The organism is Methylobacterium sp. NPDC080182 (genome assembly GCF_050281105.1).
Lineage (GTDB): Bacteria > Pseudomonadota > Alphaproteobacteria > Rhizobiales > Beijerinckiaceae > Methylobacterium.
The window spans coordinates 273386-289156 of the sequence record NZ_JBNNWO010000001.1; the positions used below are offsets into that span (position 1 = coordinate 273386).

Annotated in this window: 13 protein-coding genes; 8 read left to right on the forward strand and 5 right to left on the reverse strand. The window is 69.5% G+C overall.

Annotated features, from left to right (window positions below):
* Positions 1-77 precede the first annotated feature (77 nt).
* Genes ACQKQD_RS01410 through ACQKQD_RS01430 form a run of 5 tightly spaced genes read right to left on the reverse strand, consistent with a single transcriptional unit; the run spans position 78 to position 5380 of the window.
* Positions 78-1001 carry an ABC transporter ATP-binding protein gene (locus ACQKQD_RS01410; RefSeq protein WP_427507288.1) on the reverse strand — a complete coding sequence of 308 codons (924 nt, stop codon included), beginning with the start codon at positions 999-1001 and terminating at the stop codon, positions 78-80.
* Positions 998-2026, reverse strand: a complete 1029-nt coding sequence (locus tag ACQKQD_RS01415; protein WP_427507289.1) for an ABC transporter ATP-binding protein — start codon at positions 2024-2026, stop codon at positions 998-1000. Before ACQKQD_RS01415 ends, ACQKQD_RS01410 begins: the two co-directional genes overlap by 4 nt.
* Positions 2023-2952 carry an ABC transporter permease gene (locus ACQKQD_RS01420; RefSeq protein ID WP_427507290.1) on the reverse strand — a complete coding sequence of 310 codons (930 nt, stop codon included), beginning with the start codon at positions 2950-2952 and terminating at the stop codon, positions 2023-2025. Before ACQKQD_RS01420 ends, ACQKQD_RS01415 begins: the two co-directional genes overlap by 4 nt.
* Positions 2949-3893 (reverse strand): ABC transporter permease, encoded by a 945-nt coding sequence (locus ACQKQD_RS01425; RefSeq protein WP_091676321.1) that lies wholly within the window; start codon positions 3891-3893, stop codon positions 2949-2951. The genes ACQKQD_RS01420 and ACQKQD_RS01425 overlap by 4 nt, the downstream gene beginning before the upstream one ends.
* A complete protein-coding gene (locus ACQKQD_RS01430) occupies positions 3893-5380 on the reverse strand; it encodes an ABC transporter substrate-binding protein (protein ID WP_100250571.1) in 1488 nt (495 codons plus the stop codon). Before ACQKQD_RS01430 ends, ACQKQD_RS01425 begins: the two co-directional genes overlap by 1 nt.
* 392 nt (positions 5381-5772) lie before the next feature.
* Here ACQKQD_RS01430 and ACQKQD_RS01435 point away from each other — a divergent pair, with 392 nt between their 5' ends.
* The 8 genes from ACQKQD_RS01435 to ACQKQD_RS01470 all read left to right on the forward strand — a co-directional run bounded on the left by ACQKQD_RS01435 (position 5773) and on the right by ACQKQD_RS01470 (position 15757).
* The gene (locus tag ACQKQD_RS01435) at positions 5773-6312 is read left to right on the forward strand and encodes a pilus assembly protein PilZ (protein WP_244526736.1); all 540 of its coding nucleotides are present in this window, start codon (positions 5773-5775) and stop codon (positions 6310-6312) included.
* Positions 6313-6424: 112 nt separating this feature from the next.
* Positions 6425-7033, forward strand: coding sequence for a HupE/UreJ family protein (locus ACQKQD_RS01440; RefSeq protein ID WP_100250572.1), 609 nt, complete (start codon positions 6425-6427; stop codon positions 7031-7033).
* Positions 7034-7095: 62 nt separating this feature from the next.
* On the forward strand, positions 7096-7419 hold the full coding sequence (locus tag ACQKQD_RS01445; RefSeq protein ID WP_210186914.1) for a winged helix-turn-helix domain-containing protein: 324 nt from the start codon (positions 7096-7098) through the stop codon (positions 7417-7419).
* 121 nt (positions 7420-7540) lie between these two features.
* On the forward strand, positions 7541-8230 hold the full coding sequence (locus ACQKQD_RS01450; RefSeq protein ID WP_056531477.1) for a hypothetical protein: 690 nt from the start codon (positions 7541-7543) through the stop codon (positions 8228-8230).
* Positions 8231-8614: 384 nt separating this feature from the next.
* Complete coding sequence (locus ACQKQD_RS01455) at positions 8615-10264, forward strand: porin (protein WP_132368113.1); 1650 nt, start codon at positions 8615-8617, stop codon at positions 10262-10264.
* An 874-nt stretch (positions 10265-11138) separates the two neighbouring features.
* Complete coding sequence (locus tag ACQKQD_RS01460) at positions 11139-12734, forward strand: porin (RefSeq protein ID WP_427507291.1); 1596 nt, start codon at positions 11139-11141, stop codon at positions 12732-12734.
* Positions 12735-13042: 308 nt separating this feature from the next.
* Complete coding sequence (locus ACQKQD_RS01465; RefSeq protein ID WP_427507292.1) at positions 13043-14425, forward strand: 2-hydroxycarboxylate transporter family protein; 1383 nt, start codon at positions 13043-13045, stop codon at positions 14423-14425.
* A gap of 24 nt (positions 14426-14449) precedes the next feature.
* Positions 14450-15757 carry an MFS transporter gene (locus ACQKQD_RS01470; protein WP_103984672.1) on the forward strand — a complete coding sequence of 436 codons (1308 nt, stop codon included), beginning with the start codon at positions 14450-14452 and terminating at the stop codon, positions 15755-15757.
* The last annotated feature ends 14 nt before the right edge of the window (positions 15758-15771 follow it).

The window sequence follows — 15771 nt, forward strand, 5'->3', positions numbered from 1 at the left end:
TGGGTCACTTCGCTGCGCTCGTGATGACGGCGGAGGCCGGGCTGACCGGTTGTTCCGATCGAGGATCGCCTGGACGATCACGCGTGCTGCCCTCTCGGCAGCGCCACCCAGTGCCCAGGCGCCACCTCGGTGAGCGGCCCGTCGGGCGGCTGGTCGTGGCTGGCGAGGTCGCGCGCGGCGAGGCGGGCGCGCTCCTCGGCCGGGTGCGGCACCGGCACCGCGGCGAGCAGGCGGCGCGTGTAGGGGTGGCGCGGATCCTCGTAGAGCGCGTCGGCCTCGGCGAGCTCGACGATCCGCCCGCGCCAGAGCACCGCGACCCGGTGGCAGAGGTAGCGCACCATCCGCAGGTCGTGCGAGATGAACAGGTAGGACAGGCCCATCTCGTCCTGCAGGTCCTGCAGCAGGTTCACCACCTGCGCCTGGATCGAGACGTCGAGCGCCGCGATCGGCTCGTCGGCGACGATGAAGCTGGGCTTCAGGGCGATCGCCCGGGCGATGCAGATGCGCTGGCGCTGGCCGCCCGAGAACTGGTGCGGGTAGCGCCCCATGAACCGCGGATCGAGCCCGACCCGCTGGAACAGGGCCGCGACCGCCCCCCGCCGCTCCGGGCCGCGCATGTCCCGCCGATGCAGCTTGAACGCCTCCGCGACATACTCGCCGGCGCTCATCCGCGGGTTGAGGGCCGCGTAGGGATCCTGGAACACGGTCTGGATCCGCGCGCGCATCTTGCGCATGGCGCCCGCCGAGAGCTTGGCGAGGTCGGTGCCCTCGAAGGCGATCGTGCCCGAGGTCGGCGGGTTGAGCATGGTCACGGCCCGGCCGATGGTCGATTTGCCGGAGCCGGACTCGCCCACGAGGCCCAGGGTCTCGCCGGGGCGGATGTCGAAGCTCACGCCCTCGACGGCGCGGAACACCGCGCCCTTGCCGCCCCACCAGGAGCGGAGGGGATAATGCTTGGACAGGTCGCGCACCGAGACGACCGGCTGCTGCGACGCGTTCATCGCGCGGCCTCCTCACCCAGGAGCTTCGGCAAATCGTACCAGGCGGCGACGAGGTGGCCCGGAGCGGCGCCGGGCGCCTGCGCCAGGGGCGGCATCTCGGCCCGGCAGCGCGGCGTCGCGAAGGCGTTGCGCGGCGCGAACGGGTCGCCCGGCGGGAGATGGCGCATGTCCGGCGGCGCGCCCTCGATCTGGTGAAGGCGCCGCCGCCCGGCGCGGCCGCCGGAGAGATCCGGCAGGGACCGCAGCAGGCCGAGCGTGTAGGCGTTGCGGGGATCGGCGAAGATGTCGTCGACCGGGCCGCGCTCCAGGATCCGGCCGGCATACATCACCTGCACGGTGTCGCTGATGCCGGCCACCACGCCGAGGTCGTGGGTGATCCAGATGATCGCCATGCCGAGCTCGCGCTTCAGCTCCTGCACCAGGGCGACGATCTCGGCCTGGACGGTGACGTCGAGCGCCGTGGTCGCCTCGTCGGCGATCAGAAGCTTCGGCCGGCAGCTCAGGCCGATCGCGATCATCACGCGCTGGCGCTGGCCGCCGGAGAACTCGTGCGGGTACTGGTCGAGGCGCGCGGCCGCGTTCGGGATGCGCACGAGGTCGAGCAGCTCCCGGGCCCGGGCGCGGGCCGCGCGGGCGTCGAGGCAGAGATGGATGCGCAGCGGCTCGACGATCTGCGCCGCCACGGTCATGCCGGGATTGAGCGAGCTCATCGGGTCCTGGAACACGAAGCCGATCGCGCCGCCGCGGATCTTGCGCAGGTCCCGCTCCTTCAGGGCGAGGAGGTCGCGCCCCTCGAACAGCACCTGCCCGCCGGTGATGCGGCCGGGCGGGCGCGGGATCAGGCCCAGCATGGCCAGCACGTGCACGCTCTTGCCGGAGCCGGACTCGCCGACGATCCCCAGCGTCTCGCCCTCGTGCAGTGTGTAGGACACGCCGTTGACCGCGTGGACCGCGCCGCCGTCGGTGTCGAAGGCGACCGCGAGGTCGCGGACGTCGAGGAGGGGCTTCGTCATCGCGGCCGTCATGTGCGCTGCCTCGGATCGAGGGCGTCCCGCAGGCCGTCGCCGAACAGGTTGAAGGCGAGCACCGCGAGGAAGATCGACAGGCCGGGCCAGATCGCCATCCAGGGCGCCTCGTCCATGAAGTTCTTGGCGGTGTTGAGCATCGCCCCCCAGGACGGCTCGGGCGGCTGCTGACCGAGGCCGAGGAACGACAGGCTCGCCTCCGCGATGATCGCGGCCGCGATGGTCAGCGTCGCCTGCACGAGGATCGCCGGGACGATGTTGGGCAGGATGTGGACCCGGGCGATCCGCCAGGGTGGGTTGCCCATGGCGCGCGCGGCCTCGACGAACTCCTCCGCCGCCACGGCGCGCACCTGCGCCCGGGTCAGCCGGATGAAGGTCGAGGTCGCCGAGAGGCCGATCGCGATCATCGCGTTGACGAGGCTCGGGCCCAGGAAGGCGGCGAGCGCGATCGCCAGGATCAGGAACGGGATCGCCAGCAGCGCGTCGGTGAGCCGGGAGATCGCGCCGTCGATCCAGCCACCCGCGTAGCCGGCGAGCAATCCCAGGGGCAGGCCGAGGGACACCGCCAGCGCCACCGAGACGAGGCCGGCGCCGAGCGAGGCCCGGGTGCCGAAGATGATCCGCGAGAGCACGTCGCGCCCGACCTCGTCGCCGCCGAACGGGTGCGCGAGGCTCGGGGGCCCGCGGACGTTGCCCCAGTCGGTGGCTGTCGGGTCGTAGGGAGCGATCCAGGGCGCGAACACCGCCATCAGCACCAGCAGGCCGACGATGACGAGGCCCACGACCGCGCTCCGGCGCGCGCGCAGGCGTCGCCAGAAGGCCGCGAGGGTGCCGGGCTCTCGCAGGATGGCGTGGGCGGGGGTGCCGGACGGGGCGGCCTCCAGGCCGATCGCCTCGGCGCGGGCGATCTCGCTGCCGGTGCTCATGCCCGCCTCAGCTTCGGGTTCACGGCCGCCGCGAGCAGGTCGGCGGCGAGGTTCAGGGCGATGTAGGTGGCGGCGGTGCAGATCACGACGCCCTGCACGGTGGCGAAGTCCCGGTTGAACACCGCATCGACCATCAGCTTGCCGAAGCCCGGCACGGAGAAGACCTGCTCGGTGAGCACGGCCCCCGACAGGAGCTGGCCGAATTCCAGCGCCCCCAGGGTGATGATCGGGATCGCGGCGTTGGGCAGGGCGTGCCGCAGGGTGACCCGCAGCGGCGAGACGCCCTTGGCGCGCGCGGTGCGGACGTAGTCGGAGCCGAGCACGCCGAGCATCGCCGCGCGGGTGTGGCGCATCATCACCGCCGCGATGGCGTTGCCGAGCACGAAAGCCGGCATCGCCATGGCGGCGAGGTTCTCCGACAGGCTCTCGAAGGGCGAGACGTAGCCCGAGGCCGGCAGCCAGCCGAGCTCCACCGAGAACAGCAGGATCAGCAGGATCCCGAGCCAGAAATTCGGCACCGACAGGCCCCAGAGGGCCACGCCGTTGGCGATCGTGTCGGCGGCCTGCCCGCGCTTGACCGCCGAGAGCACGCCCATCGGCACGCCGATGGCCAGCGCCACCAGCATGGCGAGGCAGGCGAGTTCGAGCGTCACCGGCAGCTTCTCGACGATCAACTCGGAGACCGGCTTCTGCAGCCGGATCGACTCGCCGAGATCCCCCCGCAGCACGCCGCCGGCCCAGTAGGCGTAGCGCACCGGCAGGGGCTCATCGAGGTGGTATTTTTCCCGGATGAACGCGATCACCTGCGGATCGCGCTCCTCGCCGGTGAGCGCCGTGGCGACGTCGCCCGGCAGCAATTGCTGCAGGGCGAAGATGATCATCGAGGCGAGGATCAGGGTCGGGACCGCCAGGGCAAGGCGCCGTGCCAGAAACCGCAGCATCAGTTCAGCTTCAGCCCGGTGAAGCGCACGAGCCCGTCCGGGTAGGGCACGAAACCCGTGATCTTCTGGCTGTAGGCCCAGAGCAGCTTGCGGTGCAGGATGTAGATGCCCGGCCGGTCCTTCAGGACCTGATCGGCCAGGGCCTTCCAGGCAGCCTTGCGCTTGGCCGGATCCACCGTCCCGCGCTCCGCCTGGAGGGCCGCGTCGGCTTCCGGGCTGCAGTACTTGGGATAGTTCAGCGCCGCCTTGCAGGCCAGGAAGCTGAACGTGTTGCCGTCCGGGTCCGAGCGGCCGCTCCAGGAATAGAGCTGCGCCTCGTAGTTGCCCTTGTCGGCGGCATCGAGCGCGGTCGTGAAGTCCACGGCCTGGATCTTCACGTCGAAGCCGGCCTCCTTGGTCATCGCCTGGATCACCTGGCCGACCTGCGGCGACTCGCTGTTGGCGTAGACGGTCAGCGTGATCTGCGGGTTCGGCTTCCCGGCCTCGGCCAGCAGCGCCTTGGCCTTGGCGACGTCCCGCTTCGGGATCGGGTACTCGGCGACGTAGTTCGGGTTCTTCGGGTTGACCCACTGGTTCCCGGCCAGGAACTCGCCGTTGTAGACCACCTGATTGATGGCGTTGCGGTCGATGGCCGCCTCGAACGCGGCGCGCACCTTCGGGTCGGAGACCGGCGAACCGGACTTGTGGGGGTTGAACAGGATCTCCTGGAAGCCGAGCTCGTAGGTTGAGTCGAGCTTCAGCTTGGCGTCACGCTTCACCTGTGCCACGTCGGTGGGGGCGAGGCGCTCCAAGAGGTCGAGCTGACCCGCGCGGAGGTTGGTGAGCCGCACGGTGGCGTCAGGGATCGGCCGGTACTCGATCCGCTGGATGTGGATCGCGTCCTTGTTCCAGTAGTCGGGGAAGCGCTCGACCACGATCCGGTCCTGCGGCACCCGCTCGACGAACTTGTACGGACCGGCGCAGACCGGCGCGGAGGCGAATTTGTCGCCGAGCCGCTCGGCGGCCTTGGGCGAGACCATCATGCCGGCCCGGTCGGTGAACTGCGCCAGCAGCGGCGCGAACGGCTGCTTCAGGTTGATGCGGAAGGTCAGGTCGTCGACCACGTCCACGGAGTCGATCGGCGCGATCTCCGAGCGGCGCTGCGAGCCCGGCATATTCATGTGCCGCTCGATCGAGAACTTGGCGGCGGCGGCGTCGAGCTTCTCGCCGTCGTGGAACAGCACGCCCGGACGCAGGTGCATGGTCAGCGCCTTCTCGTCGGGCGACAGCTCCCAGGAGGTGGCGAGCTGCGGCACCGGTTTCAGGTCCGGGCCGATATCCACGAGCTTGTCGCACAGCGCGGCGAACACCATCCGGCTCGCGAAGGTCCGGGCGAGCGTCGGGTCGAGGGCGTCCGGATCCTCCATCATGCCGTAGCGCAGGGTCTGCGCGGCGGCGGGCCCGGTGAGGGCGAGCCCGGCGAGGAGACAGGCGGCGTAACGCAACATGAGACCGATCCGGGTGGAGGCGGGAGAAGCGGAGCGGACCGGCCGGTCCGTTCCGGAGGCGGCCGGCAGTGTTGCGCGGCCGTTTGGCATGCACAATCCCAGGCAGCATCCATGCCATACAATCAGGATGCATCTTTTATTCAATCCGCGCCGCGAGCCTCTGAGGCCGCCGTTTCGAGCCGGCCGGCGGCGTTCGATGACGGCGCGACAGCGCCAAGGTCGAGATCGGCCTTCGACCAGTTCCGTGAGCGCCGGATCTGCGGTGCGACTTAGATCGGGATAAGTCCAATTTTACGCATTGCTTGAACAGGCCAGAAGAAACTTCGGCCCCAGAAGGTCGCCGATGTATTCTTTATGATGATGCGGGTGTGATGGTCCGGCGGCACATCGTCATGTTGCCCGCGTTGTGCTGGAACCAGCGGCGTCGCGATTTCTACGCCGTGACCGCCGACGTCTCGACCGAGGGCATCCGGTTCCGCTCCTCGTCGCTCCTGGTGCCGGGTGAGCATCTCACCTGCAGCATCCGCCATATCGGCACGCTCGAGGCCCGCATCGCCCGCGTCGCCGGTCAGGAGTTCGTTGTCTGTGTCCGCGGTGGGCGCGCGACTCTCACTGACGTTGCCCGTCAGTTCGTGACGCTGGCAAAGGCCCAGGACCTGCAACCCGAACCGATCCGCGCGCACCGTCGGATCGTGCCGAAGCAGAAGATCGTCCAGATCACCACTGCATCGGGCGAGGCCCTCCAGGGACACGTCCTCAACGTTTCGGCCTCCGGCGTCGCCCTGCTCGTCGACCACGCGCTGGAGATCGGGGCGATGATCCGCGTCGGGCGAAAGACCGCCACCGTGATGCGCCACTTCACCCACGGTGTCGGGGCCGCCTTCTCGGAGCCGTTCGCGCCGTCCGCGGTCCACGAAGCGATGTCGCTCTGAGGGCCGCCCGCGGATCCGGGCGCCGCCGCGGAGCGGCGATCATCGGCCACCCGCCCCTCGCAGAGGCGGCGGAAGGGCGCTACAACTTCGCGGGTCCAGCGAAGGATCACCGATGAAGCGACCGCTCTCCGCCCGTTCCGCCACATCCCTGGCGCTCCTGCCGGCCGCACTCGCCCTGCTGCCCCAGGCGGCCTTCGCCCATCCGGGGCACGGCACCGCGACGGGCGCGGAGGCGGGGTTCCTCCATCCGCTCCTGGGCGCCGATCATGTTCTCGCGATGGTCGCGGTCGGCCTCCTCGCCAGCCTGCGCGGCGGACGGGCGCTCTGGGCGCTGCCCCTGTCGTTCCTGGGGTTGATGAGCGTGGGGGCGGGGTTGGGCATGGCCGGCGCGGTGCTGCCGCATGTCGAGCTCGGGATCGCGCTGTCCATCGTCGTGTTCGGCCTCGCCGCCATCGTCGGCCTGCGCGCGCCGGTGGCCCTGCTGGCTGCCCTGGTCGGCGTCTTCGCGGTGTTCCACGGCTACGCCCACGGTGCCGAGATGCCCGAGACCGCCTCCGGCCTGTCCTTCGGCCTCGGGTTCCTCGCGGCCACGGCGCTCCTGCACGCCGCGGGGATCGGACTCGGCGCCGCGGCGTCGCGGATCGGAGCGACGCGGGCCGCCCCGGCCCTCGGTGCCGGCCTCGCCGCGGCCGGTCTCGCGCTGCTGGCGCTCCCCGCCTGAGCGCCGTACCCGACCCGCTCCGGAGCCCCGCCCGGGCCGCGGGCGCGGCGCCCCGGCTGAGCATCCGCATCGATCTCGGGCCGGGGCACCGCCTCGGCCCCGGCAAGGTGCGGCTCCTGGAGATGATCGCCGAGCACGGTTCCATCGCGGGCGCTGGCCGCGCGCTGGGCATGTCGTACCGCCGGGCCTGGCTGCTGGTCGAGGCGATGAACACCGGCTTCGGTCGCCCCGTGGTCGAGGCGCAGACCGGTGGCCGGGCCGGCGGGGGCGCGCGCCTCTCGGCCTTCGGCGCCGACGTGGTGCGGCGCTACCGGGCCGTGGAGGCGGCCGCGGAGGCGGCGGCCGCGCCGTTCCTGATCTGTCTGGGACAGGCCGGGGACGCGTAACCGGGCCGGGCACGGGCGCGAACCCGGATGCGATGTCACAGGCCCTCGTGGGCTGACATCCCATCATCCCGCCCCACGTCCAGCCGGTCGCGACAATCCCGGCACCAGGAAGAGAACCCCCATGGCAAAACTCACGACGCTCGCCCTGATGGGGCTGCTGGCCGTCACCACCGGTGCGCAGGCGGCGCCGAAGGTCGAGCGCCTGCGCGGGACCGTCGAGGCGGTCGCGGGCGGCGGCTTCACGCTGAAGACACGGGACGGCGCGTCGGAGACCGTGGCGCTCGCCCCCGACGCCAAGGTTTCCTGGGTGGTCCCGTCGAGTCTCGACGCGATCAGGGACGGGGTCTTCATCGGCACGGCCACGAAGGGCGAGCCGCCGGTGGCCCTGGAGGTGGTGCTGTTCCCCGAGGCGATGCGCGGCACCGGCGAGGGACACTACGACTGGGACATGATCCCCGACCACACCGCGGGCGGGGCGCCGGTGCGGAGCGCCATGACCAACGGAACCGTGAAGGCGGACGTGCGCTCGACCGCTCCCGACGCGCCCCGTGTGAAGAGCGCGATGACCAACGGGACGGTCAAGGCGAGCCGCGGCGGGGCGGAGCGGACCCTCACGGTCGATTACGGTCAGGGCCAGTCGCTGCAGATCCTGGTACCGCCACAGGCGCCGGTCGTCAGCTTCGAGCCCGCCAGCGCCGCGGCCGTAGCGCCCGGCGCCAAGGTCTTCGTGATCGCCGCGCGCGGGGACGACGGCCGCATCACGGCGCGGCGCGTCGCCGTCGGAAAGGACGGGCTGACGCCGCCCATGTAAGGCGCCCGTCCGGCGCCGGCGAATCGGCTGGGACGGCGTGAGCCGCCCGGTCCCGGGTCGGGGCCGGGCGAAAGGCTGCCCGTCGGCGCGGCAGCTCAGCCGCTCAGGACAGCATTCGTGCACATTCGGCGGACCGTTGCCGACTAAAGCGCCCCGAGAATGTTGCCAGGCCGCAACATCGCGCTGGAACTGCCAAGGCAGCCGCGAATCCTCGTTGCTCGCGGAAACCCGTTCGCACATGGTGATCGTGCACGGGGGCATCGCCAAGCGAGAGCCCGCAGGAGCCTGCCACCTAAGACGCAGGCCAAACCTACAGAACGTGCGGCTAGACCCGGATAACCGGGCAGGTCCGCATCATTGGGTCTCGAAGCTTTGGAGATGTCTATGAAGCTCTTGAAGAGCTCATTGCTCGGGTCTGCTGCTGCGTTCGCGGCGGTAGGCGCAGCCCACGCCGCCGACCTCCCGGTCAAGAAGGCGGTCCCGATCGAGTACGTTCGCGTCTGCGGCGCCTACGGCGCCGGCTTCTTCTACATCCCCGGCACCGACACCTGCCTGCGTCTCTCCGGCCGCGCCCGGTTCGAGGGCGGCTACATGACCAGCTACTCGCGGCAGGGTAGCAACGGCGACACGTCGGGCTACCAGGGCCGGATGCGCATCAACCTCGATGCCCGCACCCAGACCGCCTACGGCACCCTGCGCGCCTTCGTCCGCCTCGATGCCGGCTCCCGCACCGGCTACTCCGGCGTCGGCACCTCCGGCACCCAGCAGCGCATCGGCCAGGCCTTCCCGGGCCTCGGCATCGACCAGTTCGGCCGCGCCCAGCAGTTCGTCAACGTCGACAAGGCCTTCATCCAGTTCGCCGGCATGACCGCCGGTCGCGCCTCGTCGTTCTTCGACTTCTACGCCCACGACTTCGAGTTCGCCGGCGCCACGCTCGGCTCCGACATCGCCTCGACCAACCTGCTCGCCTACACGGCCACGCTCGGCAACGGCCTGTCCGCCACGATCTCGGCCGAAGACCCGGTCTTCCGCCGCAGCGTGATCTTCTCGCAGACCAACAACCCGGGCGGCGTGACGGTCAACGCCAACCTCGCCAACTTCGCGCAGTCTCAGTCGCCGGCCGAGGTGTTCATCGGCTACACCAACGGCGTGCCGACCCGGTACAGCTTCGTCGACGTGATCCAGCGCTCGCGCATGCCCGACTTCGTCGGCGCCCTGCGCCTCGACCAGGCCTGGGGTTCGGCTCAGGTCTCGGCCGCCGTCCACGAGCTGAACGTCGGCAACGTCGCGAACGGCGCCGGCACCGGCACCGGCTCGAACATCAGCATCCCGCACGCCAGCAACTCGTACGGCTGGGCGGTGCAGGGCGGCCTGAAGATCAACACGCCGTTCATCGCGCCGGGCGACGCCCTCTACCTGCAGGGCGCCTACGGCTCCGGTGCCCAGATGTACACCGGCTACTGCGCGTTCAGCGGCTGCTACTCGCAGAACCCGGCCACCATCCAGGGCCAGAAGTTCGCGCAGTACATCAACGACGCCACGCTCAACCCGTTCACGGGTCAGCTGGAGCAGTCGACGAGCTTCACCGCGACGGCCTCGTACCTCCACTACTGGTCGCCGGAGTGGCGCTCGGCCTTCTTCGGGTCGTACGGTGAGATGAGCTACGGCAGCGGCGCCCGTCTGGCCCAGGGCGCGGCCTTCGCGCTGGCGAACAACACCGGTGGCAACTCCTTCGGCGTGAACGGCGTCGGCGTGCCGGGCAGCCGGTTCTACCAGCTCAGCGAGGCGCTGCGCGACACCTACCAGTTCGTGGCCGGCGGCAGCATCATCTGGTCGCCGGTCAAGGACCTCGATATCGGTGTCGAGGGCTTCTACACCCAGATCGGCGTCAAGAACGGCCGCGTGATCGACCGCGACAAGAGCCCGACGGCCTACGCGAACGTCGCCGGCATCAACAACGGCACCTTCGTGCCGCGGACCACGACGGCGGACAGCGTGTCCACCTTCCGCTTCCGCGTCCAGCGCGACTTCTAAGCCACTCCACCGGCGCCGGGGCCTCGGCCTCCGCGCCGGTCCCCGTGCTTCAGGAACCTCAAGGCTCGGCTTCGGCCGGGCCTTTTTCGTTCTGCCGGGTCGCTCTGGATCCGTAGCGCCTCCGGCCGCCAGCGCGCGGTCGGCCACGCGACTCCGTGCGGTGCGCGCCGCGATCCCGCCCGCTCCCGGCGGGTCCGTTGACCGACCCATGATAGGGTCCGGCGATGCGCCGCCCCGCGCGCAGGGCGCCGCCGGTGCGCGCCATCGTTCGTTCGGACCCGCTTTCCGGGCGCGCGCCGCGTCCATCGAGCCGGGCAAACGCCGCCGCGCCGTGCGACACGTGCCATCCCGCAAATGCGCCGAGCCTCCGGCCGACGCGTCGGGCGGGCAGGACCCGCGCGTCGAATCGCTTGCCGGCGACCGCGTGCCGTTCGCGGGGCACCGAGGCGGTTCTGACTGCATCCGCTACGCCTGTCCGGTCAGAGACGGCCCGCACGACAGCTCCGAGTTGACTTCCAGGCCATCGCCTCTTGATTGGTGCTGGTCGTTCGAACGAGCCGGTTTTAGCAATATTTCATCCGTTCGGCTAACCTGATAATATATAGATATACTGAGTAATTATCTCCGATTTTGCATTATTGGATAACATTTTGTTGCGTACGCGCAACGTTCATCTGCAAGATTGAAGATAAATCTGAATCTTTGTTGCGCGCGGTGGGGCCGCTGCACATCGTCGCCGGGCAGATGGGCCTCAAAACCGCCGTGGCGAGTGAGAACATGCCAATGATCTGCGAATAAATCGTGGATTATATTTGGTGTGTCCGGTCTTGCTCATCCGTTTGCGAGAATTGAGCTTCAAATTCCGGAGACATCGATGACATTACTGAGATCATCGCTGCTGGCGACTGCCGCCGCGTTCGCGACAATGGGCGCTGCGCACGCCGCCGACCTGCCGGTCAAGAAGGCTGTCCCGGTCGAGTACGTCCGCGTCTGCGGCGCGTACGGCGCCGGCTTCTTCTACATCCCCGGCACCGACACCTGCCTGCGCATCTCGGGCCGCGCCCGGTACGAGGGCGGGTACATGACGGCGTCGACGCGGCAGGCCGGCACCAACGCCGGCGACAGCGCGGGCTATCAGGCGCGTCTGCGCATCAACCTCGATGCCCGCACGCAGACCGCTTACGGCACCCTGCGCGCCTTCGTCCGCCTCGATGCCGGATCCCGCACCGGCTACGCGCGCTCGGGGACGCAGGCGCGCATCGGGCAGGCCTACGACGCCACCGGCGTCGACCAGGCCGGGCATGCGCAGCAGTTCATGAACGTCGACAAGGCGTTCATCCAGTTCGCCGGCCTGACCGCCGGTCGCGCCTCGTCGTTCTTCGACTTCTACGCCCACGACTTCGAGATCTACGGCGCGACCGCGGGCTCGGACGTCTCCTCCACCAACCTCCTCGCCTACACGGTGACGGCCGGCGCTGGGCTGTCGGCCACGCTGTCGGTCGAGGACCCGGTCTTCCGGCGCAGCCCGATCTACGCGCCGGCCGGCACCGCGTCGCCGGTCAGCCCGGTCTTCGTCGGCTACTTCAGAGGCGCACCGATCGGGGTCAGCGGCGTCGACAGCATCCAGCGCGAGCGGCTGCCCGATGTCGTCGGCGTCCTGCGCGTCGATCAGGGCTGGGGCTCGGCACAGCTCTCCGCCGCGGTTCACGAGCTGAACGTCGGCAACATCGCGGCGACGCCCGCGGCGGGCGCCAATGTCAGCGTCGCGCACACCAGGAGCGTCGAGGGCTGGGCGGTGCAGGGCGGCCTGAAGATCAACGCCCCCTTCGTCGCGCCGGGGGACGCCCTCTATCTCCAGAGCGCCTACGCCGACGGCGCGCAGATGTATACGGGATACTGCGCCTTCACCGGCTGCTACACGCAGCTCAACAACGGCTTCCAGGGCCAGAAGATCTACCAGAGCTACTCGGACGCGACGGTCAACCCCTTCACCGGCCAGTTGCAGACATCGCAATCCTTCTCGGCGGTCGCGTCGTTCCTGCATTACTGGACGCCGGAATGGCGCTCGGCGGTCTTCGGCGCCTACGGAGAGCAGGACTTCTCCCGCAACGCGCGCCTCGCCCAGGGCGCGCTCTACAACGTCCTGAGCTTCAACGGCGCCGCCAATCTCGGCTCCAACGCGGTCGGCGCGCCCGGAACCCGCTTCTACCAGTTGAGCCAAGCGCTGCGCGACACCTATCAGTTCGTCGCGGGCGGCAGCATCATCTGGTCGCCCGTGCGCGACCTCGATATCGGCGTCGAGGCCTTCTACACCCAGATCGGCGTGAAGCACGGTCGCGCGATCGACTCCGACAAGAGTCTCACCGCCTATGCCAACGTCGCCGGCATCAACAGCGGCACGTTCGTACCGCGCACCGTGACGCAGGACTCGGTCTCGCAGGTCCGCTTCCGCGTCCAGCGCGACTTCTGATCGACGATCCCGGCGGCGGGGCCTCGGTCCCGTCGCCTTTCCCCGGCCGATGCCGTCATGGCCCGGTCGGCCGCTTGGCCAATTCTCTGAGCTGTGATCACGACGGAGACGGGATCTTAATCGCGGCCGACGGGACAGGTCGCGTCCTTTGTTCCCTGGATCGCGTTGCCGCCCTTCATCCGCGCTGATACGCCGGATGTCACTTTATCGCCGCAGATCGTGCGCGACCCGATGGATCGCGGCCCGGCGCGCGGTCGCGAGGGCGCGGCGAAGCGGCCCGCGAGCGGTCAGAGATCCGGGGGGACGCCATGACCAGCACCGTTTCACCGAGCCCGATCCCGTCGCCGGCGGAGGGCCGGGCCGAGGACGGGCGCGCGGCCCGGTTCTGGCCGGACGTCTGGTGGCGGCTGATCGACTTCAAGATCGGCATCATACCGCTCCCGATCTTCGTCGTGCTGGCGATCCTCCTCACCGTCCTGGTCCAGGAGGGCGAGATCAAGCCCGACGGGCCGACCATGATCGCCGTGCTGGTGATGGGCGGCTTCACCTGCGCGGAGATCGGCAAGCGGATCCCGATCCTGAAGAACATCGGCGCCGGGGCCATCTTCGCGACCTTCATCCCCTCGGCGCTGGTCTACTACGCCCTGGTGCCGCCGCAGATGGTCAAGGCGATCACCGATTTCACCAAGTTCACCAACTTCCTCTACATCTACATCGCCACGATCATCGTCGGCTCGATCCTCGGGATGGACCGCGAGGTCCTGATCAAGGGCTTCCTCAAGATCTTCGCGCCGCTCGCCCTCGGCTCGGTGGCGGCGGCCCTGGTCGGCACGCTGGTCGGCACGCTCCTCGGCCTCGGCCCCTACAAGACCTTCTTCTTCATCGTCGTGCCGATCATGGCGGGCGGCGTCGGCGAGGGGGCGATCCCGCTCTCCATCGGCTACGCGGCGATCCTGGGGATTCAGCAGGGCGTGGTCTTCGCCCAGGTGCTGCCGCCGGTGATGCTGGGCTCCCTGACCGCGATCATCCTGTCGGGCACGCTCAACTCCGTCGGCAAGCGCTACCCGCACCTCACCGGCGAGGGCCGCCTCCAGCCCGACTCGGACGGCATCAAGTCGAGCGACGCCCAGGCCAAGGCCGAGGCGGCGAAGGGCCAGATCGACCCCGCCACGATCGGTGCGGCCGGGCTCACGGCGATCACCCTCTACCTGCTCGGCGTCATGGCCCACCACCTCGTCGGCCTGCCGGCGCCGGTGGCGATGCTGTTCCTCGCCGTCCTGGCGAAGCTCGCCAGCGCGGTGTCGCCCCATCTCCAGGCCGGCGGCTTCGTGGTCTACAAGTTCGTCCAGGTCTCGATGACCTACCCGCTGCTCTTCGCCATCGGCGTCGCGCTGACGCCCTGGCACGAGCTGATGGCGGCCTTCACTCTGGTGAACCTGATCACGATCGTGTCGACCGTCGTGACGCTGATGACGGTCGGCTTCTTCGTCGGCCGCTGGCTCGGCATGTATCCGATCGAGACCGCCATCGTGAACGCCTGCCACAGCGGCCAGGGCGGCACCGGCGACGTGGCGATCCTCACGGCGGCGAACCGCATGGCCCTGATGCCCTTCGCGCAGATCGCCACCCGCATCGGCGGCGCGCTGACGGTGACCGGCACGATCGTCGCCATGAAGTGGATCGGTGCCTGACGGGCACCCGGAAAGGACGTCGTCATGGCCGGTGATCCCGGGGCCGTCGGGGCCACGCTCAAGTCGCGGATCGGCGCGATCCTCCGCTCGACGAGCGGCAACTTCCTGGAAATGTTCGACTTCTTCCTGTTCGGGTTCTACGCCACCTACATCGCGCGGGCGTTCTTCCCCTCGGGCAACGAGACCACCGAGCTGCTCCTGACCTTCGGCACCTTCTGGCTCGGGGCGCTGATGCGGCCGCTCGGGGCGATCGTGCTCGGCGCCTATATCGACCGGATCGGCCGCCGGAAGGGCCTGATCATCACCCTCGCCATCATGGCGAGCGGCACGGTGCTCATCGCCTTCTGCCCGAGCTACGACACGATCGGGGTCGCGGCCCCGCTGATCGTGCTGGCCGGGCGCCTGCTGCAGGGCTTCTCAGCGGGCGTCGAGATCGGCGGCGTCTCCATCTACCTGTTCGAGATCGCCACGCCGGGCCGGCGCGGCTTCTACACGTCGTTCCAGTCGGCGAGTCAGCAGGTGGCGATCATGTTCGCCGCCCTGATCGGCTACGGGCTGAACGCGTTCCTGACCAAGCAGCAGCTCGGCGATTTCGGCTGGCGCATCCCGTTCTTCATTGGCTGCCTGATCGTGCCGTTCATCTTCTTCATCAGGCGGTCGCTCCAGGAGACGCAGGAATTCGCCAAGCGGACCCGCCACCCGACCACCCGCGAGATCCTGACCACGGTGGCCGCCAACTGGCGGATCGTGCTGCTCGGCATGATGCTGACCACGATGACGACGGTGACGTTCTACATGATCACCGTCTACACCCCGACTTTCGGCAAGAACGTCCTCAAGCTCACCGAGACCGACAGCCTGATCGTGACGCTGTTCGTGGCGATCACCAACTTCGTCTGGCTGCCCGTGGGCGGAGCCCTGTCGGACGCCATCGGCCGCAAGCCGGTGCTGCTGACGATCTCGACCCTGTCGCTGCTGACGACCTACCCGGCGCTGCACTGGCTCGTGGCCGACCCGACCTTCGGCAAGATGCTCGCCGTCGAGCTGTGGTTCTCGTTCTTCTTCGGAGTCTACAACGGCGCGATGGTGGTCTCGCTCTCGGAAGTCGTGCCGGCCCATGTCCGCGCCAGCGGCTTCTCGCTGGCCTACAGCCTCGCCACCGCGCTGTTCGGCACGGCGACGCCCATGGTCTCGACCTTCCTGATCGAGAAGACCGGCGACCGGGCGGCGCCGAGCTACTGGCTGATGGCGGCGGCCGCCTGCGGCATGGTCGCGACGCTCGCCCTGTTCCGCGGCCGGCCCGGTCTGGAGCGCGTGCCGGCCCACGCCTGAGGGTCGGGGGGCCC

Coding starts and splice junctions, on each gene's coding strand:
- ACQKQD_RS01440 (WP_100250572.1), top strand. CDS start 6,425: ATGAAGCGACCGCTCTCCGCCCGTTCCGCCACATCCCTGGCGCTCCTG.
- ACQKQD_RS01460 (WP_427507291.1), top strand. CDS start 11,139: ATGACATTACTGAGATCATCGCTGCTGGCGACTGCCGCCGCGTTCGCG.
- ACQKQD_RS01435 (WP_244526736.1), top strand. CDS start 5,773: ATGTTGCCCGCGTTGTGCTGGAACCAGCGGCGTCGCGATTTCTACGCC.
- ACQKQD_RS01415 (WP_427507289.1), bottom strand. CDS start 2,026: ATGACGGCCGCGATGACGAAGCCCCTCCTCGACGTCCGCGACCTCGCG.
- ACQKQD_RS01410 (WP_427507288.1), bottom strand. CDS start 1,001: ATGAACGCGTCGCAGCAGCCGGTCGTCTCGGTGCGCGACCTGTCCAAG.
- ACQKQD_RS01430 (WP_100250571.1), bottom strand. CDS start 5,380: ATGTTGCGTTACGCCGCCTGTCTCCTCGCCGGGCTCGCCCTCACCGGG.
- ACQKQD_RS01425 (WP_091676321.1), bottom strand. CDS start 3,893: ATGCTGCGGTTTCTGGCACGGCGCCTTGCCCTGGCGGTCCCGACCCTG.
- ACQKQD_RS01450 (WP_056531477.1), top strand. CDS start 7,541: ATGGCAAAACTCACGACGCTCGCCCTGATGGGGCTGCTGGCCGTCACC.
- ACQKQD_RS01465 (WP_427507292.1), top strand. CDS start 13,043: ATGACCAGCACCGTTTCACCGAGCCCGATCCCGTCGCCGGCGGAGGGC.
- ACQKQD_RS01470 (WP_103984672.1), top strand. CDS start 14,450: ATGGCCGGTGATCCCGGGGCCGTCGGGGCCACGCTCAAGTCGCGGATC.
- ACQKQD_RS01420 (WP_427507290.1), bottom strand. CDS start 2,952: ATGAGCACCGGCAGCGAGATCGCCCGCGCCGAGGCGATCGGCCTGGAG.
- ACQKQD_RS01455 (WP_132368113.1), top strand. CDS start 8,615: ATGAAGCTCTTGAAGAGCTCATTGCTCGGGTCTGCTGCTGCGTTCGCG.